13 protein-coding genes are annotated in these 18,597 nt (G+C 72.4%); 4 read left to right on the top strand and 9 right to left on the bottom strand.

What is annotated here, in order from left to right:
- Positions 1-129: 129 nt before the first annotated feature.
- The 6 genes from FHX78_RS27880 to FHX78_RS27855 all read right to left on the bottom strand — a co-directional run bounded on the left by FHX78_RS27880 (position 130) and on the right by FHX78_RS27855 (position 9,685).
- Positions 130-1,116 (bottom strand): DNA polymerase Y family protein, encoded by a 987-nt coding sequence (locus FHX78_RS27880; protein WP_145870157.1) that lies wholly within the window; start codon positions 1,114-1,116, stop codon positions 130-132.
- Positions 1,113-4,640: a DNA polymerase III subunit alpha gene (locus FHX78_RS27875; RefSeq protein ID WP_145870156.1), complete on the bottom strand. Its 3,528-nt coding sequence runs from the start codon at positions 4,638-4,640 to the stop codon at positions 1,113-1,115. The genes FHX78_RS27880 and FHX78_RS27875 overlap by 4 nt, the downstream gene beginning before the upstream one ends.
- Positions 4,641-4,833: 193 nt before the next feature.
- A complete protein-coding gene (locus tag FHX78_RS27870; RefSeq protein WP_145870155.1) occupies positions 4,834-5,916 on the bottom strand; it encodes a S1 family peptidase in 1,083 nt (360 codons plus the stop codon).
- 243 nt (positions 5,917-6,159) lie between these two features.
- Positions 6,160-7,089 carry a slipin family protein gene (locus tag FHX78_RS27865; RefSeq protein ID WP_145872184.1) on the bottom strand — a complete coding sequence of 310 codons (930 nt, stop codon included), beginning with the start codon at positions 7,087-7,089 and terminating at the stop codon, positions 6,160-6,162.
- 193 nt (positions 7,090-7,282) lie between these two features.
- Positions 7,283-8,188: a S1 family peptidase gene (locus FHX78_RS27860; protein WP_145870154.1), complete on the bottom strand. Its 906-nt coding sequence runs from the start codon at positions 8,186-8,188 to the stop codon at positions 7,283-7,285.
- A 321-nt stretch (positions 8,189-8,509) separates the two neighbouring features.
- Positions 8,510-9,685, bottom strand: coding sequence for a DUF5685 family protein (locus tag FHX78_RS27855; RefSeq protein ID WP_145870153.1), 1,176 nt, complete (start codon positions 9,683-9,685; stop codon positions 8,510-8,512).
- 291 nt (positions 9,686-9,976) lie between these two features.
- Between FHX78_RS27855 and FHX78_RS27850 the strand changes: the two genes are divergently transcribed.
- Positions 9,977-10,414: a cell division protein SepF gene (locus FHX78_RS27850; protein WP_145870152.1), complete on the top strand. Its 438-nt coding sequence runs from the start codon at positions 9,977-9,979 to the stop codon at positions 10,412-10,414.
- Positions 10,415-10,450: 36 nt separating this feature from the next.
- Here the strand turns inward: FHX78_RS27850 and FHX78_RS27845 are convergent, their stop codons facing one another.
- Positions 10,451-11,641 (bottom strand): acyl-CoA dehydrogenase family protein, encoded by a 1,191-nt coding sequence (locus FHX78_RS27845; RefSeq protein ID WP_145870151.1) that lies wholly within the window; start codon positions 11,639-11,641, stop codon positions 10,451-10,453.
- A 121-nt stretch (positions 11,642-11,762) separates the two neighbouring features.
- Positions 11,763-13,370 carry an MFS transporter gene (locus FHX78_RS27840; RefSeq protein WP_145870150.1) on the bottom strand — a complete coding sequence of 536 codons (1,608 nt, stop codon included), beginning with the start codon at positions 13,368-13,370 and terminating at the stop codon, positions 11,763-11,765.
- Positions 13,371-13,632: 262 nt separating this feature from the next.
- On the opposite strand from FHX78_RS27840, the gene FHX78_RS27835 reads away from it, so the two are divergent.
- Both FHX78_RS27835 and FHX78_RS27830 read left to right on the top strand, forming a co-directional pair.
- On the top strand, positions 13,633-14,940 hold the full coding sequence (locus FHX78_RS27835) for a glycosyltransferase family 39 protein (RefSeq protein ID WP_145870149.1): 1,308 nt from the start codon (positions 13,633-13,635) through the stop codon (positions 14,938-14,940).
- Between the two features lie 237 nt (positions 14,941-15,177).
- Positions 15,178-16,182, top strand: coding sequence for a phosphatase PAP2 family protein (locus FHX78_RS27830; protein ID WP_145870148.1), 1,005 nt, complete (start codon positions 15,178-15,180; stop codon positions 16,180-16,182).
- 81 nt (positions 16,183-16,263) lie between these two features.
- Here the strand turns inward: FHX78_RS27830 and FHX78_RS27825 are convergent, their stop codons facing one another.
- On the bottom strand, positions 16,264-16,479 hold the full coding sequence (locus FHX78_RS27825; protein WP_145870147.1) for an I78 family peptidase inhibitor: 216 nt from the start codon (positions 16,477-16,479) through the stop codon (positions 16,264-16,266).
- A 419-nt stretch (positions 16,480-16,898) separates the two neighbouring features.
- Here FHX78_RS27825 and ctaD point away from each other — a divergent pair, with 419 nt between their 5' ends.
- Entirely contained in the window at positions 16,899-18,590 is a 1,692-nt protein-coding gene (gene ctaD / locus FHX78_RS27820) for an aa3-type cytochrome oxidase subunit I (protein WP_145870146.1), read from the top strand.
- Positions 18,591-18,597: the final 7 nt, after the last annotated feature.

Genomic DNA, 18,597 nt, shown 5'->3' with positions numbered 1-18,597 from the left:
CGGACCGGCCCGCCGGGTGCGATACGCGGCAGCTTCCCGCGCAGCGCGCGGCTCCGCCTTCCCCGGCACCTCGCCCCGGGCCCGCACGGCCCCCGCCGCCTCCCCGGCCGGGTCCTACGCGGCCGGGTCCTATGCGGCCAGCGTCCCCGGCATCACCGCGCGGGGGCCGAACCTCGCCCGCAGGCGGTCCGCGACCTCCTCGATCCGGCGCACCTTCTCGTCCACCGGATCGAAGGTGAGCTGGTGGGAGGCCCGGCCGGCCGGGTCGAGCCCCTCCGCGCGCAGGGCGAGCGCGCGCACCCGGGCACGCTGGAGGCCGAGCGCCTCGTACAGGCCGTACGCCGCCTCGGTGAGCGCGGCCGAGTGCGCGGTCGGCTCCGGGAGCGTACGGGTGCGGGTGGTGGGGTTTCCCCCGCCGGGGCGGAGCCGGTCGGCGTAGCGGACGGTGAGGGTCAGGTTGCGGCAGACCGTGTCGAGGACGCGCAGCCTGCCGCCCAGTTCCTCGGCGGCCGAGAGCAGGGCGCGGCGGTGCCGGTCGGGGTCCAGTTCGTCGCGGGTGAAGGGGCGTTCGGTGGCCAGGGACCGGGAGAGGGCGTTGGGGACGACCCGGTCGCGGTCGACGCCGTTCGCCCTCTCGTGCAGGTCGCGTCCGGCCTTCGCGCCCACCAGCCGCTGCAGCGTGGACAGCGGCGCGGCGGCGACCCGGCCGAGGGTGTCCAGGCCGTACTCGCACAGGGTGCGGGCGGTCCTGGTGCCGACGCCGGGCAGCGCGACGACGGGCCGCCCGGCGAGGAACTCCCGCACACCGTCCGCGGTCACCGCGCGGGTCAGTCCCGGCCGGGCCTCCCGCGCCGCCATGCGGGCGGTCATCGGGCCCGGCCCGGCGCCGATCGCGCAGTCGACGCCGTGCAGGGCGAGGGCGCGGACGCGGATCACCGAGGCCAGTTCGACGGCGGTGCGCCCGAAGTACCGCTCGGCGCCGCGCAGATCGGCCAGCGCCCCGTCCGGCGGCAGGGCCTGCACCACGGGCGTGAACTCCTCCAGCAGGCCGAGCAGCCGGGGCAGGGCGGCCTCGTCCGCCGGAGGCAGCTGGAAACGTACGCAGAGGATGGTCATCCCGCACTCCCCGGACTCCGGTGCCACAACTTCCTTCCCGCCGCGGGCCCTTCGCCCGCGGGGCGCAGATCGGCCCAGGGGTGCATCTCGTACCCGGTGGGCATGCGGATCCTGCGGTCCTCCATGGGGTCCTTGGCCGCGGAGCCGGCCGGCGCGGGCCGCCCCTCCGATCCGGCGAGCCGCCTGCGGGCCGGGCCGTCGCCGTCGTCGGCGGGCCCGGTGCCGGTGCCTGCCGCTCCGGCCAGCCGGGCCGCGACCCCCTCCAGTCCCTCCTCGCGGCGGATCTCCAGCAGGTCGGCGAGGTTCCAGGCGGCGGAGCCGACCACGCTGAAGCTGCGCGGGCCGCGGCGCTGCACCACCCCGCGGACCAGCAGCAGCCAGGAGTGGAAGACGGTGTGGGCGCAGGTGTCGTGGGAGTCGTCGAAGAAGGCGAGGTCGACCAGGCCCGTGCCGTCGTCCAGGGTGGAGAAGATGACCCGCTTGCCGGAGCGGATGGGCGGGGTCTGGGTGGCCGCCTTGGCGCCCGCGACCAGCACCGTGTCGCCGTGCCGGGCCTCGCGCAGCCGCCGCGCGGAGACCACGCCCAGCTCGGCGAGGAAGGCGCCGTGGTCGTCCATCAGGTGGCGCGAGGCGTCCATGGACAGCACGCCCAGTTCGGCGCTGAGCCTCTCCTCCGGAGTGAGGTCGGGCAGCCCGGCCGGGGCGGTCCTGCGGCCGCCGGCCAGCGGGAGCTGGTCGCCGCGTCCGCCGCGGGCGCCCCGGTGCAGCTCGGTCAGATGCAGTTGCAGGTCACGGCGGTTGGCGCCGAACGCGTCCAGCGCGCCGACCTGGGCGAGGCGTCCGGCGAGCGGACGGCTGGGGCGGGCCCGCTCCCAGAAGTCGAGCAGGGAGGCGTACGGCTGCCCCTCGGCGATCCGCGCGGCCTCGGCCTCGCTGATGTTGTGCACGTCGGAGAGCGCCAGCCGCAGCCCCCACACCGCCGGACCCTTCGGGTCGGACACCAGTTCGATCCGGTGGGCGACCCCCGACTTGTTCACGTCCAGCGGCAGGACGGGCACCCCGCGCCGCCGCGCGTCCGCCAGCAGCAGCCGCTTGGGGTACATCCCGGGGTCGTGGGTGAGCAGTCCCGCGTAGAAGGCGGCCGGGTGGTGCGCCTTCAGCCACGCCGACTGGTACGTCGGCACGGCGAAGGCGACCGCGTGGGCCTTGCAGAAGCCGTAGGAGCCGAAGGCCTCCACGATCCCCCAGGTCCGCTGAATCGTTTCCGCGTCATAGCCGTTCGCCTCCGCGCGCTGCGCGAACCAGACCTTGATCCGTCCCTGCGACTCCGGGTCGGACAGCCCGCGCCGCACCCGGTCCGCCTCACCGCGCCCGCAGCCGGTCAGGGTGGCGACGATGTCGATGACCTGCTCGTGGAAGACGACGACCCCGTACGTCCCCTCCAGCGGCTCCCGGAGGTCCGGGTGCGGGTACCGCACCGGCGCCCGTCCGTGCCGGGCCTCGATGAACGGCCGCACCATGTCGGCGGCGACCGGGCCGGGCCGGAAGAGCGAGATGTCCACGACCAGGTCGTGGAAGGTGGACGGCTGGAGCCGCCCGACCAGGTCCCGCTGGCCCGGCGACTCGATCTGGAAGCAGCCGAGCGTCTCGGTGGACCGGATGAGCCCGTACGTCGCCGGGTCGTCCTCCGGCACCGCGTCCAGGTCGATCCGCTCCCCCGACGCCCGCTCCACCTCCGCGACCGCGTGCGCCATCGCCGACTGCATCCGCACGCCCAGCACGTCGAGCTTGAGCAGCCCGAGGTCCTCGACGTCGTCCTTGTCGAACTGCGCCATGGGGAAGCCCTCGCCGCTGGTCGGCACGACCGGCGTACGGGTCAGCAGGGAGGCGTCGGACAGCAGCACTCCGCAGGGGTGCATGGCGACACCGCGCGGGAGCGCGTCGAGCGCCTCGACCAGCTCCCACAGCCTGCCGTACTTCTCCCTCTCCCCCGCCAGTTCCCGCAGCTCGGGCAGTTCGTCGAGGGCCGCGCGGGCGTCGCGGGCGCGGATGTGCGGGAAGGACTTGGCGACGCGGTCGATCTCGGCCGGGTCCATGGACAGCGCCGCCCCGACGTCGCGGATGGCGTGGCGCACCCGGTAGGTCTCCGGCATGGCGACCGTGGCCACCCGCTCGGTGCCGAACCGGCCGATGATCGCGCGGTAGACCTCCAGGCGGCGCGCGGACTCCACGTCGATGTCGATGTCGGGCAGCACCACCCGCTCCTTGGACAGGAAGCGCTCCATCAGCAGCCCGTGCCCGACCGGGTCGGCGTGCGCGATGCCGAGGAGGTGGTTGACCAGGGAGCCGGCGCCCGAGCCGCGCGCGGCCACCCGGATGCCCATGTCCCGCACGTCGTCGACGACCTGGGAGACGGTCAGGAAGTAGGAGGCGAAGCCGTGGTGGGCGATGATGTCCAGCTCGTGGTGCATCCGCTCCCAGTACTCGCGGCGCCCGGCGTAGCCGCGCAGCACCATGCCCGCCGCCGCCCGGGAGGCGAGGGTCCGCTGGGCGGTGCGGCGGCCGGCGCCGACGAGGTGCGGTTCGGGGAAGTGGACGCTGCCCATGCCGAGGTCGTCGTCGGGGTCGACCAGGCACTCGGCGGCCGTGGCCTGCGTCTGCTCCAGCAGCCGCAACGCCGCCTCGCGCCGGAAGCCGGCGGCCTCCACGATCCGCTCGGCCGCCGCCAGCATGGCGCCCGCGTCCTTGAGCCAGGCCTCACCGGAGTCGAGCCCCTTGGCCGGGTCGACGGGGACCAGGCGGCGGGCGGCGTCCAGGACGTCGGCGACCGGGCCGAGGCCGGGGTCGGCGTAGCGGACGGCGTTGCTCAGCACGGGCCGGATCCGCTGTTCGGCGGCGAAGCCCAGGGTGCGGGCGGCCAGCCGCAGGGAACCGGGTCCGGTGCCCTCGCGTCCGTGCCAGACGGTCTCCAGGCGCAGGGCGTCCCCGTAGACCTCCCGCCAGGGGGCGAGCAGCCGGGCCGCGCGGTCGGGGCGGCCGGCGGCGAGGGCGCGGCCGACGTCGGAGTCGGGGCCGAGCAGCACGGTCAGACCGTCGGCATAGTTGTCGTCCCAGGTCAGCCGGGGAAGTCCGGTGGCGGTGTGGGCGGCGGAGATCAGCCGGCACAAGCCGGCCCAGCCGCGGGCGCCGTCCCGGGCGAGGAAGGTGACGCGGGGTGTCGACTCGTCGATGAAGGCACCCCCGCGCACCGGGGTACGGCGCCGGTCACGCCGTACGGCCTCGTCCCCGCGCGCGCCCGGGGACGGCGGGGCGGTCACCGCCAGCTCCGCCCCGAAGAGCGGACGCACCCCCGCCTTGGCGCAGGCCTTGGCGAACCGCACCGAGCCCGCGACCGTGTCCCGGTCGGTGAGGGCGAGGGCGTCCATGCCCCGCTCGGCGGCGCGCTCGGCCAGCCGCTCCGGGTGGGAGGCGCCGTAGCGCAGGGAGAACCCGGAGACGGTGTGCAGATGCGTGAAACCCGGCACACGCACCTCCCGCACTCGTGAGCCCCGACCGGCTCTCGAACATCTGTTCCCAGCTACCTCACCCCCACCATAGACCAATTTTCGAATGCGTGTGCGACATCCGTTCGACCCCTTCCCACCTGCGCAAACACCCGGACACACGAACGTCCCGCCCCTCCGCGACGGAGGGGCGGGACGTCGTGACGTGCTGTGCTCAGCCGATCTGCGTGCCGGTCGCCGAGAGGGCCTCCGTCACCGGCTGGAAGAAGGTCTCGCCGCCCGAGGAGCAGTCGCCGCTGCCGCCGGAGGTGAGGCCGACCGCCTGGTCGCCCGAGAAGAGCGAGCCGCCGCTGTCGCCGGGCTCGGCGCACACGTCGGTCTGGATCAGACCGTTGACGATGTCGCCGTTGCCGTAGTTCACGGTGGCGTCCAGACCGGTGACCGTGCCGGAGTGCACCTGGGTGGTGGAGCCGCTGCGGGTGACCTGCATCCCGACGGTGGCCTCGGCGGCGCCGGAGATCGCCTGCGTGGAGCCGTCGTAGAGGTTCACCTCGCTCGGGTGGTCCACCTCGGCCGTGTACTTCACCAGGCCGTAGTCGTCGTCCGGGAAGCTGGACGCGGCGTTCTCGCCGATCACGTTGCCCGAGGAGTCCGACCAGGTGGTGATGCCCTCGGTGCAGTGCCCGGCGGTGAGGAAGTGCGGCTCGCCGCCCTTGGTCACGTTGAAGCCGAGCGAGCAGCGCCCGCCGTTGCCGGTGATGGCGTCACCACCCGCGATGAAGGGCTTGTACTCCCCCTTGGTGCGCTGGAGTTCGGCCTTGGCGCCCAGCCCGTCGACGACCTTCGTCAGCTTGGCCCACTCGGCCTCGGAGACGGTGCGGTCCGCGGTGACGACGACCTTGTTGGTGGTCGGGTCGGTCACCCAGGAGGTGCCCGGGATGGTGGCGTCCTGCTGGAGGGTGGTGCGCGCGCTCTTCAGTTCGGCGAGGGAGTTCGCCACGACTCTCGCCCTGGCGCCGGCCGACTCGACGGCCTCGGCGGCGGTCTCGTCGAGCACGTTCACCACGAGGGCCTTGCTCTTCGCGTCGTAGTACGTTCCCGCCGCGTCGGCGCCCAGGTCCTGGGCGAGCGTCGAGGCGAGCTTTCCGGCCGCGGTGATCGAGAGGGTCCGGGGCGCGGAGTCCGCCGGGGCCTCGCTGGCGTTCGCAGTCTGGAAGGTGACCGCGCCGGCGGCCAGTGCGGCGATGCCCGCACCCGCCATCAGTGCACGGCGCCTGGGTATGCGTCGGTGCTTCAACTCACGTCCTCCTGTGGGGGGACGGCCCGGGGAGGTTGTGGGGACCCCACCGAACCGGAAGGCGTACGGCCACGGGGGCGGAACACGAAAGAACCCACACCCGTGCCGGTCGAACGGCGCCTACTCTTCCGAACCCCACAGGGAGCACACAAGGTCGACTTCAGGACGCGCGTGCGACAACGGCCGCGCGCCCCCTATGTCCTGACAGGTCATGGACACGCAGGAAGGTTCACTCTGCAAACGCTACGAAGGAGTAACCGGCGGTGCGGTCCGCCGGATCTGGTCGTGGCCGAAAATCGACCCCTCGGGGTCCGGATCCATGCGGGCCGCCTCGGACGGCCGTTGCTCCTGCACCGCTTCCGGCACCGGCCGCGCGGTCGCCGGGACCGACTGCTGGGCGGCCGCCGGCGCCGGCTGGGCGGCCCGTTCGAGGAAGCGCAGCAGCTCCACCGGGAAGGGCAGGACGAGGGTGGAGTTCTTCTCGGCGGCGACCGCGACGATGGTCTGGAGCAGGCGCAGTTGCAGCGCGGAGGGGGTCTCGGCCATCTGCTGGGCGGCCTCGGCCAGCTTCCTCGACGCCTGGAGCTCGGCGTCGGCGTTGATGACGCGGGCCCGGCGCTCGCGGTCGGCCTCGGCCTGGCGGGCCATGGACCGCTTCATCGTGTCGGGCAGCGAGACGTCCTTGATCTCGACCCGGTCGATCTGCACGCCCCACCCCATCGCGGGGCTGTCGATCATCAGCTCCAGGCCCTGGTTCAGCTTCTCGCGGTTGGAGAGCAGGTCGTCGAGGTCGCTCTTGCCGATGATCGACCGCAGCGAGGTCTGCGCCATCTGCGAGACCGCGAACCGGTAGTCCTCCACCTGCACCACGGCGTCGGCCGCGTCGACCACCTTGAAGTACACCACCGCGTCGACCCGCACGGTCACGTTGTCCCGGGTGATGCCCTCCTGGGCCGGCACCGGCATGGTGACGATCTGCAGGTTGACCTTCCGCAGCCGGTCCACGAACGGAACGATCAGGGTGAACCCGGGCCCGCGCACCGCGGGGCGGAGCCGGCCGAGCCGGAAGACCACACCCCGCTCGTACTGCTTGACGACCCGGGCCGCCGCCATCAGATAGACCGCTCCGGCGGAGGCCGCCGTCACTCCCGCCGTCACCAGTTCCTCGACCATCACGGCCCCCAGGGTCCGAAGTGGCGCATCAGGTGATCCCGCGTCCGGTGCCGCCCGGCGCGTCCTGGTGTGTCCTTCGACGGTAACTCCGCGCCGCCCACGAGGGGGAGCCCCCGCACGGCGATCGCGTGCGGGGGCTCCTCGTGCTGCCGGCTGCGGGTGGGACCCGTGGGACCGGTGGTGCGGGCCGGTCCTAGTAGACGCTGACCCCGTAGGCGCTCAGGGCCTCGGTCACCGGCTGGAAGAAGGTCGTGCCGCCGGAGCTGCAGTTGCCGCTGCCGCCGGAGGTCAGACCGTACGCGGTGCCGTTGCTGCCGTAGAGCGAGCCGCCGGAGTCGCCGGGCTCGGCGCAGACGGTCGTCTGGATGAGACCCGAGACGATGTCGCCGCCGCCGTAGTTGACGGTCGCGTTGAGGGCGGTGACCCGGCCGCTGTGGGTGCCGGTGGTGGAGCCGTCACGGATGACGGTGGTGCCCACGGCCGGGGTGGCCGCACGGGTGATGTCCACGCCGTTCGCGGTGCCGGGACGGCTGACGGACCCGCTGTAGCGCACGATGCCGTAGTCGTTGCCGGGGAAGCTGGAGCCGGCGGTCGAACCGATGGCCGTGGTGCGGGCGGAGTTCGAGTACCAGGTGCCGGCGCCGTCGGTGCAGTGACCGGCGGTCAGGAAGTACTGGGCGCCGCTGCTGTCCTGGACGTTGAAGCCGAGGGAGCAGCGCCAGCTGCTCGCGTAGATGGCGTCGCCGCCCTGGATGAGCTTGTTGAACTTGCCCGGGGTGCGCTTGACGGTGATCGCGCCCGCGTCGTCCCCGGCCTGCTGCTTGATCTTGTTGATCTCGGCCTGGGAGACGGTGCTGTCGACGGTCAGGAGCACCCGGTTGGTCTTGCTGTCGACGGCCCAGGCGGTGCCCGGGACGTCGGCCTCCAGCACCGAGCTGCTGACGCTCTTGAGCTCGGCGGAGCTGAAGGTGGCGGGGGTGTCGGCGGCGTTCGCGCTGGGGATCGCGATCGCGGCAGCGGCCACGAGGCCGGTGGATACGGCGATCAGCCGAGTCCGTCTCGAGATGCCGCTGCGGGGGGTGGTGCGCTTGATCCTCACTTCTCGTTCCTCCACAAAGGAAGTAGGGGGCCCTCGTGGGGTTGTGGGCCCGGTGAGGCGCAGCCAGGGACCGTGTGCCCGGATTCCGAACACAGCGTGCTCCTGACAAGCGCTGTGGGCGAGTATTCGGCCGACCGACCGTTCGGCGCAAGAGTGCCTTTCGGACGTCGCCCTTTGAACCGTGTAGGAGACTTGGTCCGTGCGCGGGATCGCGTCCCCCGTGGTCACCCCCGCCCAACGGCCGGTCGAACGGCCCCGAGCTGTCCGGAAACCCGCGTCCTCGGGCATCCGGCGCCCGCCCGGCGGTCCTCGTCCCCCGGCTCAGCAGCCGCAGTCGCAGCCGCAGTCGCAGCCGTCGCAACAACCGTCCTCGCCGCCGCAGTTGCAGCACTGACAGCACTGGCAGCAGTCGCCGCACCCGCTGCAGTCGCAGGTGGAACAGGTGCCCTCCTTGCGCTCCCCGTTCCAGGGGTCCTCGTAGGTACCGCAGCACAACTGGCAGGTGCAGGCGAGCCCCAGCCACACGGCGCAGCCGGCCAGCGCCCCGCGCCGGTCGCGGCGCGGCGGCTCGGGAGGCGGCGGGGCGCCGGGGCCACCGGGAGTGCCGGGGGGTGCGTAGGGGCCGGTTCCGTGGGCACAGGAGACCGTACCGAAGGCACGGTGGACGGAGTTGGGCAGTTCATGGACGAGGAGCCGGTGTGCGAGTCCGCCGTCGCGGAACTCCACCTCCCGCAGCGCGAGCCGGATGCCGTGCACCGCGTCGTCGGCGAGCCGGCGGGCCTCGGACAGCGGGGTTCCGGTGGCGGTGAGCGGGTTCCAGGCGCCCGACGCGGTGTCGGCGTCCCTGTCCTCCACGGCGTCCAGCAGGTGCGCGAGGCGCCCGAAGAGGCGTCCCGCCTCCGCGAGGGGGACGGCGTTGCGCGGTCGTCCGGCGAGCACGGCGGTGTGCGCGAAGGCCGCGGCGGTCGCGGTCTCGGTCGGCTCGGTGACGGTGAGGATCGGGGTGCCGGGCCCGGCGAGGGTCTCGATGCCGGTCTGCCGGTCCACGGCGTCGAGGAGGACGGCCGTGTCGAACCCGACGTCCGAACCGGTCCGCGCCCCGGCCCGGTCCCAGCTCGCCGCGACCCGGCGGGCGGCGAGCGCCACCGGCCTGCGGGCCAGCAGTCCGTCCCCGTCGGCGACGTGGTCGCGCACCTTGGCGGAGGCGAGGACGAGGGAGACGGCCGCCGCGAGCCGGGCGCCCTCGCCGTGCGCGACGGACGCGGTGCGCATGCCGCGCAGCGGGCAGGGTCCCGCGGTGCGCCGTCCCGCGTCACCAGACCCGGCCTGAGCCTCCGTCAGCACGGAAACGAGGAGCCCGTCGTAATTGGTGACGACGCGGGCGAGCTGCCCGTGGCCCCCGCGCAACGCGAGGCACAGCCCGCACAAATGGGCCATCCACTGGGCCGTGAGCTTCTCCCCGAGCCGGTGCCGACACGGCCTGACCATTCCGAACACGACGTTCCCCCGTGCAGTTGTGCGAGTTCGAGCTGCGGCATCGTATCGACCGCCGCGTTCACCCGTACGCACCCTTCCTCACCCGTACGCCGGGAAGAATCATATTTCACTCACAGTCAGCATCCGTTTACACCAAGACCCTTGGGAAACACGGACTCTCGACGGATTCGCTGTGCACCAGTACCGTCACAAACCCCCCGCGCGGCGTCTATCCACTTGGCGCGCCCTCCGCATCATGGACGACCATAGGGATGCGGAAAGCAAGAAGGACCGCTGTGAGAGGAGGCGTCCATGGGATCGGTACGCAAGGCGAGTGCCTGGCTGGGCCTCGTCGACGACAACGAAGACGAGCGCTACTACGACGACGACTACTCCGAGGGGACCGAGCCCGGGGAGGCCTGGGTCACCGACCCGCGGGTCAAGGTGGCCGCGGACGTCGCCGAGGAGAAGGGCCGCCGGATCGGCACGGTCACCCCGGACAGTTTCCGGGACGCCCGCGCCATCGGCGAGCTGTTCCGCGACGGTGTTCCCGTCATCATGAACCTCACGGCCATGGACGCCACCGACGCCAAGCGCGTCGTCGACTTCGCGGCGGGCCTGATCTTCGGTCTGCGCGGTTCCATCGAGCGCGTCTCCAGCCGGGTGTTCCTGCTCAGCCCGGCCGACACCGAGGTGGTCAGCGGGGAGCCGGCCGCGCACCGGTCGGACGGCTTCTTCAACCAGAGCTGAGGCAGGGCCGCACACCGGCCCTGCCTCCGCGGAGGCTCACCGGAAGGCGTCGAGCCCGGTGAGCGCCTTGCCCAGCACGAGCTGGTGCATTTCGACGGTGCCCTCGTAGGTGAGCACCGATTCCAGATTGGTCGCGTGCCGCATCACCGGGTAGGCGAGCGAGATCCCGTTGGCACCGAGGATCGTCCGCGCCGTGCGGCAGATGTCGATGGCCTCGCGCACGTTGTTGAGCTTGCCGAAGCTGACCTGCTCGGGACGCAGGCGGCCGGCATCCATGCGCCGCCCCAGATGGTGGGCGAGCAGCAACCCCTTGTGCAGTTCGACCGCCATGTCGGCGAGCTTGGCCTGGGTCAGCTGGAACCCGCCGATGGGCCGCCCGAACTGCTCCCGTGACGTCGCGTAACCGACGGCCGCCTCGAAGGAGCTGCGCGCGGCGCCCATGGCGCCCCAGACGATCCCGTACCGGGCGTGCGACAGACAGCTGAGCGGCCCCTTGAGCCCGGTCACCTCCGGCAGCACCGCGTCGGCGGGCAGCCGCACGTCGTCGAGGACCAGCTCGCTGGTGACGGAGGCGCGCAGCGACCACTTGTGCTTGATCTCGGGGGCGGAGAAGCCCGCGCTGCCGGCCGGCACCAGGAAACCGCGGATCCCGTCGTCGGTGCGCGCCCACACCACGGCGACCCCGGCCACGGATCCGTTGGTGATCCACATCTTGCGCCCGTTCAGCACCCAGTCCGTGCCGTCCTTCTTGGCGTACGTGCGCATCGAGGCGGGGTCGGAGCCGTGGTCGGGTTCGGTCAGCCCGAAGCAGCCGATGATCTCGCCGGCCGCCATGCCGGGCAGCCAGCGCTGCTTCTGCTCCTCGCTGCCGAACCGGTGGATCGCGTACATCGCGAGCGAGCCCTGGACGGAGACCAGCGAGCGGATGCCGGAGTCGGCCGCCTCCAGCTCCAGGCACGCGAGCCCGTACTGGACGGCGCTCGCGCCCGCGCAGCCGTAGCCGTCGAGGGACATGCCGAGCGCGCCGATCCCGCCGAGTTCCCGCGCCAGTTCCCGGATGACGGGCAGCTCGCCCTTCTCGTACCAGTCGGCGACGTACGGCAGCACCCGGTCCTCGGCCCAGGCGCGCACCGTGTCCCGGATCGCCAGGTCCTCCGGCTCCAGCAGGTCGTCGAGGCCGAGCGGGTCGGCGGGGTCGAAGGGGGGCAACTTCGCGGACGCGGACATGGGGCACCCTCCGGGGCTTCTCCGGACAACTCCGGGACATTAACTAGCGCTGCTAGTCACGGCTCGGGGCGACGTTACGGCGCGGTCTCCCGCACGTCCACCCGGCCCGGCCGGGTACGGCTCACACCTTCAGCTCGGAGCCACGCCGCCGCGTGGCCTCGCGCGGCGCGGGCACCTCCACGGCCGGCGTCTCGCACTGCATCGCCCGCGGCAGCCGCAGCGCCATCGCCGCGCCGAGCAGCAGCAGGCCCGCGCTCACCAGCAGGGTCACGTGCAGGCCGTGCACGAAGGCGTGGCGCGCCGCGTGCCGCAGGGCCTCCCCGGCGGGCCCGCCGAGCCGTTCCGCCACCTCGTACGCCTCGCCCAGCGAGTGGCCCGCCGCGGCGGACGCCCGCGCGGGCACCCCGGGCACGCCGTCGAGGCCGGGAGCGTAGGCGGCGTTCATGACGCTGCCGAGCAGCGCGATCCCGATCCCGGCACCCAGCTGGTAGGAGGTCTCGCCGATCGCCGCCGCCCCGCCGGCCTGGTCCTGCGGCGCCTCGCTGAGCATCGACTCGTACGCCCCGAACAGCGTGGTCTCCAGGCCGAAGCCGAGCAGCACGAAACCGGTGAGCAGCAGCGGGAAGTTGTCGTGTCCGCCCATCGCGGTCAGGGACACCACCGCGGCGGCCGTCAGGCAGAAGCCGGCGCCGACCATGCGGCGCGGGCCGAACCTCCGCAGCATCCGCGCGCCCGCGAGCCCCGCCGCCATCGCCGCGACGGTCAGTGGCAGCAGGCGCAGTCCGGTCTCCAGCGGGGAGAGCCCCAGCACGAGCTGGAGGTACTGCGCCGCGATCAGCTCCAGGCCCACCAGGGCGAGCATCGCCAGCACGATGCAGACCACCGACGTGCTGAACGCCGGCCGTGCGAACATCCGCAGGTCGACCAGTGGGTGCGTGCGGCGCCGCTGCCGGCGCACGAAGAGGGCCAGCAGCGCGGCGCCGCCGAGCAGCGGCACCACGGTCCAGGGGCTGCCCACGGAGTCGCCGCCGCCGAGCCGCTTCACGCCGAGGACCACCGCGAACAGTCCGGCGGCGGCCATCAGCGCGCCGACCACGTCCCAGGGGCCGTCGCCCTCGCCCTTCGACTCCGGCAGCAGCAGCCACCCGACCGGGAGGCTGACCAGCATCAGCGGGATGTTGACCAGGAAGACCGAGCCCCACCAGAAGTGCTCCAGCAGGAAGCCGCCGAGCAGTGGTCCGACGGCCGCGCCCACCGCGGCGACCGCGCTCCAGATGCCGATGGCGAGCGCCCGTTCGCGCCGGTCGGGGAAGACCTGGCGCAGGATCGACAGCGTCGCGGGCATGATCATCGCGCCGCCGACGCCGAGCAGTGCCCGGGCCGCGATCAGCACCTGGGCGCTGTCCGCGAGGGCGGCCGTCCCGGACGCGACGCCGAACAGGGCGTAGCCCAGCAGCAGGACGCGTCTGCGGCCGACCCGGTCGCCCAGGGTGCCGAACAGGATCAGCAGCGAGGCGCAGACCAAGGGGTAGGCGTCGACGATCCAGAGCAGCTCCACCCCGCCGGGCCTGAGGTCCTCCGTGACGGCGGGGACCGCCACGTGCAGGACGGTGGCGTCGACGGCGACCAGCAGCAGGCTGGCGCAGAGGACGACGAGTACCACCCAGCGGTTGGCACCGGCCCCGGCCGCCCGACGGCGCAGTGCGGCGGCCGTGGTCGTCCCGGACATGTACGTACCTCCCAGATGTTCCCTCGCGATCGGCGGGCGCACAGGGGCGGGGGCTCCCCCGTGGCTCGGCCGGAGGGGAGCGGTGGTCTCCGGCCCGTGCAACGAACGGCGAGTGACACGTCAGCGTACGCGAGTGGGGGCCGGGGTCGAGTGGCGGGTGTCTCACACGTCCGGGAGATCGATGTGGCGTACACCACTCCTCGCCCGGGTGCGCGCGTTCCGCCGGACGGTGCGGTTCCACGCCCGGTCGATAATCGGGCCCGTGAACGTTCTCGAGACGCGCGCCGCACCGGTCCGCCCCGGGGCACTGCGCCGGGCCGCACCGGCGCTCCTCGGGTACGCCGCCGTGCGTGCCCTGGGCCTGGTCGTCCTGGCCCTGTGGAGCGAGGCGCGCGGCAAGGACGCGTACACCTTGCTGACCGCCCGCTGGGACGCCCTGTGGTACACCCGGGTCGCGGAGCTGGGGTACGGCTACGAGGTGCGGCTGCCCAACGGCGACGTGCACTCCAACCTGGCGTTCTTCCCCCTGCTCCCCTGGCTGGAGCGGCTGGTGGCGGCGGTGTCGCCGCTGTCCCCCGCCGACGGGGGGTTCGTCGTCTCCCTGCTCGCCTCGCTCGCCGCGGCCTGGGGGATCTTCGCGGTGGCCGACCATGTGTACGGGCGCCGGGCCGGGGTGTGCGCGGTGCTGCTGTGGGCGGTGCTGCCGGTGGGCGTCGTGCAGTCGATGGCGTACAGCGAGTCGCTGTTCACCGCGCTCGCCGCCTGGTCGCTGTACGCGGTGCTGACGGGCCGCTGGGTGACGGCCGGGGTCCTGGCGGGACTGGCGGGACTGACCCGGCCGGTGGGGCTGGCGGTGGTCGCGGCGGTGTGGGCGGCGGGGACCGCAGCGTTCCTGCGCGACCGCTCCGCCGAAGGCGCGGAGAGCGTGCCGCGCCGCCCCTCCTTCGTGCGGCAACGGAGCGCGGGACCGGCGGACGGCGCGCGGGCCGGCGAACGCGCCGGTCCTTCCGCGACGGCCCGGCGCGTCCGCACACCGGACGGAGCCCGGCGCGGTCCGCGCGCCCCCGGTGTCCGCGTGCGCCGGGCGCTCGGCATGCTCCTCGCGCCCCTGGGGACCGCCGGTTACGTTCTGTGGGTCGGGCACCGGACCGGCAGCGGTCCGCTGGGGTACCTCGACGTCCAGGCCGGATGGCGCAACGGGTTCGACGGGGGATACGCCTTCGCCCGCTTCGTCGCCGGGAAGTTCACGTCGCTCCCGTCCGTCCCGGCGGGGCTCGGACTGCTCCTCGGAGTCGGCCTCCTGATGTGGCTGTACGTGGTCTGCGTACGGCAGCGCCAGCCGCTCCCCCTGCTGGTGTACGCCGGTGTCGTCACCGCGCTCGCCCTGTGCGCGTCGAGCTACTTCGGCTCGAAGCCGCGTCTGCTGATGCCCGCGTTCCCCCTGCTGCTGCCCCTCGCCCTGGCCCTGGCCCGGCTGCGTACGCCCAGGTCGGCGCTGGTGCTGGGGCCGGTCGCGGTCGCCTCGGCGGTGTACGGCGCGTTCTGGCTGAACGGCTCGGGGCCGCCCTGAGCCGCCCGGACGGCCGATGAGCACCGGGGAAATTCCGCACCAGGCCCGGGTGAACAAATTCAAAAGCGCGATAAAACCGTCACCCTGAATGATCAAAGGAATTGAAGGCCGGTAGCGCCGGGGATTGCGGATTCGCTGCGGATAAACAGCCTCCTGAGAGGAATGCCACATCACATCGTCATCACAAAGACGCTGATTGGAGGGGGTTCCGCGCTCACTCGCTGTAACGTCGATTGGGTGCGTACCGAACGGAAGCCCACCCGTCTGGACCGGGTGTTCGCGAGGCTGGATCGTGAGCCGGAACGACCGGCTCACATCGGCGTGCCGCGGATGAGCCGGCACCGGGTGGTGCTTTTCGGCGCCGCCCTGGCCTTCTACCTGGCGATCGTGTGGGCCGTGCTGATCACCTCCTGGCTGGTCCGGCTGGACTGGCAGGTGATGTTCTTCCGCCCCTACCAGCAGTGGTCCGAGATCCACGCCTTCGTCGACTACTACGTGGTCCTCGGCCAGCGCGGACCGACCGCCGTGATGGTCGCGGCCTGGCTGGGCTGGCGCTCCTGGCGGCAGCACACCCTGCGCCCGCTGCTCGCCCTCGGCGTCTCCCTGCTGCTGCTCAACGTCACCGTGGGTGCCGCCAAGTACGGCATGGGGCGCCTGGGGCCGCACTACGCGACCGAGATCGGCTCGAACGAGATGTGGCTCGGCGGCGATATATTTCCCAGCGGCCACACCGCCAACGCCGTGGTGACCTGGGGAATCCTGGCCTATCTGGCCTCCACCCCGAGAGCCCGCCGCTGGCTGTCCGCGCTCTCCGCGGTGACCTCGCTCGGCGTGGGGCTGTCCACCGTCTACATCGGGACCCACTGGCTGAGCGACGTGATCCTGGGCTGGGTCGCCGGCCTGCTGATCCTGCTCGCGCTGCCCTGGTTCGAGCCGCTGATCGCGCGCGCCGAGACCCGGATCCTCGCCCTGCGCGACCGGTTGCGGGCGCGCTGGAGCGGGAGGGCACCGGCGGCGGGCCCGGTCGGGCGGCCCGTCCCGCTCAAGCCGCTCACCGACCGTCCTGACCCGGCTCCCGAGCCGCTCCACGCGGGCCGTCCGGCCACCCGGTCGCCCGCCTATCTGGCGCCCGGCCCGCACACCACCCGCGCGGAGCGCTCCCCGGTCACCCCGGCGGGCAGTCGCCGTCCGCCGCACTCGGAGCGTCACCCGCGCGGCACGACACCCGCGACCCGTCCCTGAGACGGACGGCGCGGAGCGTCCGGCAGACAGGGCACGGCCCCGGTTCCGTCAGGGAACCGGGGCCGTCGCCGTCGCCGCGTGTCAGCCCTTCCAGGCCCGCGCCACGCGACCGTCCCTCACCTCGAAGTTCAGCCGCCCCGAGCGGTACTCCATGGTGATGATCGCGCCCGGCGGCAGTGCCCGCACCGTGGACCAGCCGCGCTCGCGCGCGAGGCGCTCCGCCCGGTCCGCGGCGAGGCCTACATAGGAGTCCGGGGTGTCGTGGGGTTCCGCGGAGGGTGTCGGAATGGGTGCCATACCGTCACGCTATGCCCTGGCCCCTGATCGCGGAAGTCCGCGCCGGGAACACCGGCCCGGATCCCTCCGCAGTCACACTTCTGTCACAGGATCACGACAGACGTCATGACGGCGGCCATCACTCGTACGGGCGGTTCGGTACGCCTTCCGCAGCAATCGAACGGAATTCCCGCGTGTCACACCACGGCCGCGATAAATCCCGGCGGAAAGTGCCGGAAAGGCTCCCCGGGCCCTATTCCCCCTTCGTCGCCAGGCATGATCACGGAAGCGGATGCACACAGAATTTCCTCGTTTCCGTCACACGACCGCCGCGCCTCCCTGTCGGACGGCGCGGGCGGGCGAGCATCATGGCAGGAGCCCGGGGTACAGGTGGCACGGGCTCCGGCGGGCCCGGCGCGCGATGAGCGAAGGGGCGAGCGATGGGGACGCAGACCGTTCACGCGGCGGCACGGCCGGCGCGCCGGCAGCGGGGCGGGCGGGTGGTGATCGACTGGCTGACCACCACCGACCACAAGAGGATCGGCCACCTCTACCTGGTCACGTCGTTCGTGTTCTTCCTGATCGCGGGCGTGATGGCGCTGCTGATGCGGGCCGAGCTGGCCCGGCCGGGACTTCAGCTCATCGACAACCAGCAGTACAACCAGATGTTCACGCTGCACGGCACGATCATGCTGCTGCTGTTCGCGACGCCCAGCTTCGCCGGGTTCGCCAACGAGCTGATGCCGCTGCAGATCGGCGCGCCCGACGTGGCCTTCCCCCGGCTGAACATGTTCTCGTACTGGCTGTTCCTGTTCGGCGGTCTGATCGTGCTCGGCTCGCTGGTGGTGACCGGGGGGCCGGCCGCCTACGGCTGGTTCGCGTACGCGCCGCTGAACAGCGAGCACTTCTCGCCGGGCCTCGGCCCCGACCTGTGGATCATGGGGCTGGCGCTGTCCGGCTTCGGCACCATCCTCGGCGCGGTCAACTTCATCGCCACCATCGTCGGGATGCGCGCCCCGGGGATGACGATGTTCCGGATGCCGCTGTTCGTCTGGAACACGCTGTTCACGTCGATCCTGATCCTGATGGCGTTCCCGGTGCTGGCGGCGGCGCTGCTGGTGCTGGAGTCGGACCGGCGGTTCGGCTCGCACGTCTTCGAGGCGGCGAACGGCGGGGCGCTGCTGTGGCAGCACCTGTTCTGGTTCTTCGGCCATCCCGAGGTCTACATCATCGCGCTGCCGTTCTTCGGCATCGTCACCGAGATCATCCCGGTCTTCAGCCGCAAGCCGCTGTTCGGCTATCTGACGCTGGTGGGCGCCACCATGGCCATCACGGGCCTGTCGGTCGTGGTGTGGGCGCACCACATGTTCGCCACCGGTGCGGTGCTGCTGCCGTTCTTCTCCTTCATGAGCTTCCTGATCGCGGTGCCGACGGGCGTGAAGTTCTTCAACTGGACCGGCACCATGATCAAGGGCTCGCTGTCCTTCGAGACGCCGATGCTGTGGGCGACCGGGTTCCTGGTGTCGTTCCTGTTCGGCGGGCTGACCGGGGTGCTGCTCGCGTCGCCGCCGCTGGACTTCCACGTCACGGACTCGTACTTCGTCGTCGCCCACTTCCACTACGTCGTCTTCGGCACCGTCGTCTTCGCGACCTTCGCCGGGTTCTACTTCTGGTGGCCCAAGTTCACCGGGAAGATGCTCGACGAACGGCTGGGCAAGATCCAGTTCTGGACCCTCTTCGTCGGCTTCCACACCACGTTCCTGGTGCAGCACTGGCTGGGCGCCGAGGGCATGCCGCGCCGTTACTCCGACTACCTGGCGGCGGACGGCTTCACCGCGCTCAACACCCTCTCGACCATCGGCGCCTTCCTGCTCGGCCTCTCCACGCTGCCGTTCCTCTACAACGTCTGGAAGACCGCCAAGTACGGCGAGAAGGTCGAGGTCGACGACCCGTGGGGCTTCGGCCGCTCCCTGGAGTGGGCCACCTCGTGCCCCCCGCCCCGGCACAACTTCACGACGCTGCCCCGGATCCGCTCGGAGTCGCCGGCGTTCGACATGAACCACCCGGAGTACGCGGCCGTGACCTCCCAGCCGGAGCCAGGGAGCGAGCAAGCCGGTCCCGAGCCCCGCTGACGGCGGC

The organism is Streptomyces capillispiralis, from assembly GCF_007829875.1.
In the GTDB taxonomy this organism is placed as follows: Bacteria; Actinomycetota; Actinomycetes; order Streptomycetales; family Streptomycetaceae; genus Streptomyces; species Streptomyces capillispiralis.
This window is presented reverse-complemented; position numbering and strand designations above follow the sequence as displayed.

Coding starts and splice junctions, on each gene's coding strand:
- FHX78_RS27880 (WP_145870157.1), bottom strand. CDS start 1,116: ATGACCATCCTCTGCGTACGTTTCCAGCTGCCTCCGGCGGACGAGGCC.
- FHX78_RS27865 (WP_145872184.1), bottom strand. CDS start 7,089: ATGGTCGAGGAACTGGTGACGGCGGGAGTGACGGCGGCCTCCGCCGGA.
- FHX78_RS27850 (WP_145870152.1), top strand. CDS start 9,977: ATGGGATCGGTACGCAAGGCGAGTGCCTGGCTGGGCCTCGTCGACGAC.
- FHX78_RS27845 (WP_145870151.1), bottom strand. CDS start 11,641: ATGTCCGCGTCCGCGAAGTTGCCCCCCTTCGACCCCGCCGACCCGCTC.
- FHX78_RS27840 (WP_145870150.1), bottom strand. CDS start 13,370: ATGTCCGGGACGACCACGGCCGCCGCACTGCGCCGTCGGGCGGCCGGG.
- FHX78_RS27825 (WP_145870147.1), bottom strand. CDS start 16,479: ATGGCACCCATTCCGACACCCTCCGCGGAACCCCACGACACCCCGGAC.
- ctaD (WP_145870146.1), top strand. CDS start 16,899: ATGGGGACGCAGACCGTTCACGCGGCGGCACGGCCGGCGCGCCGGCAG.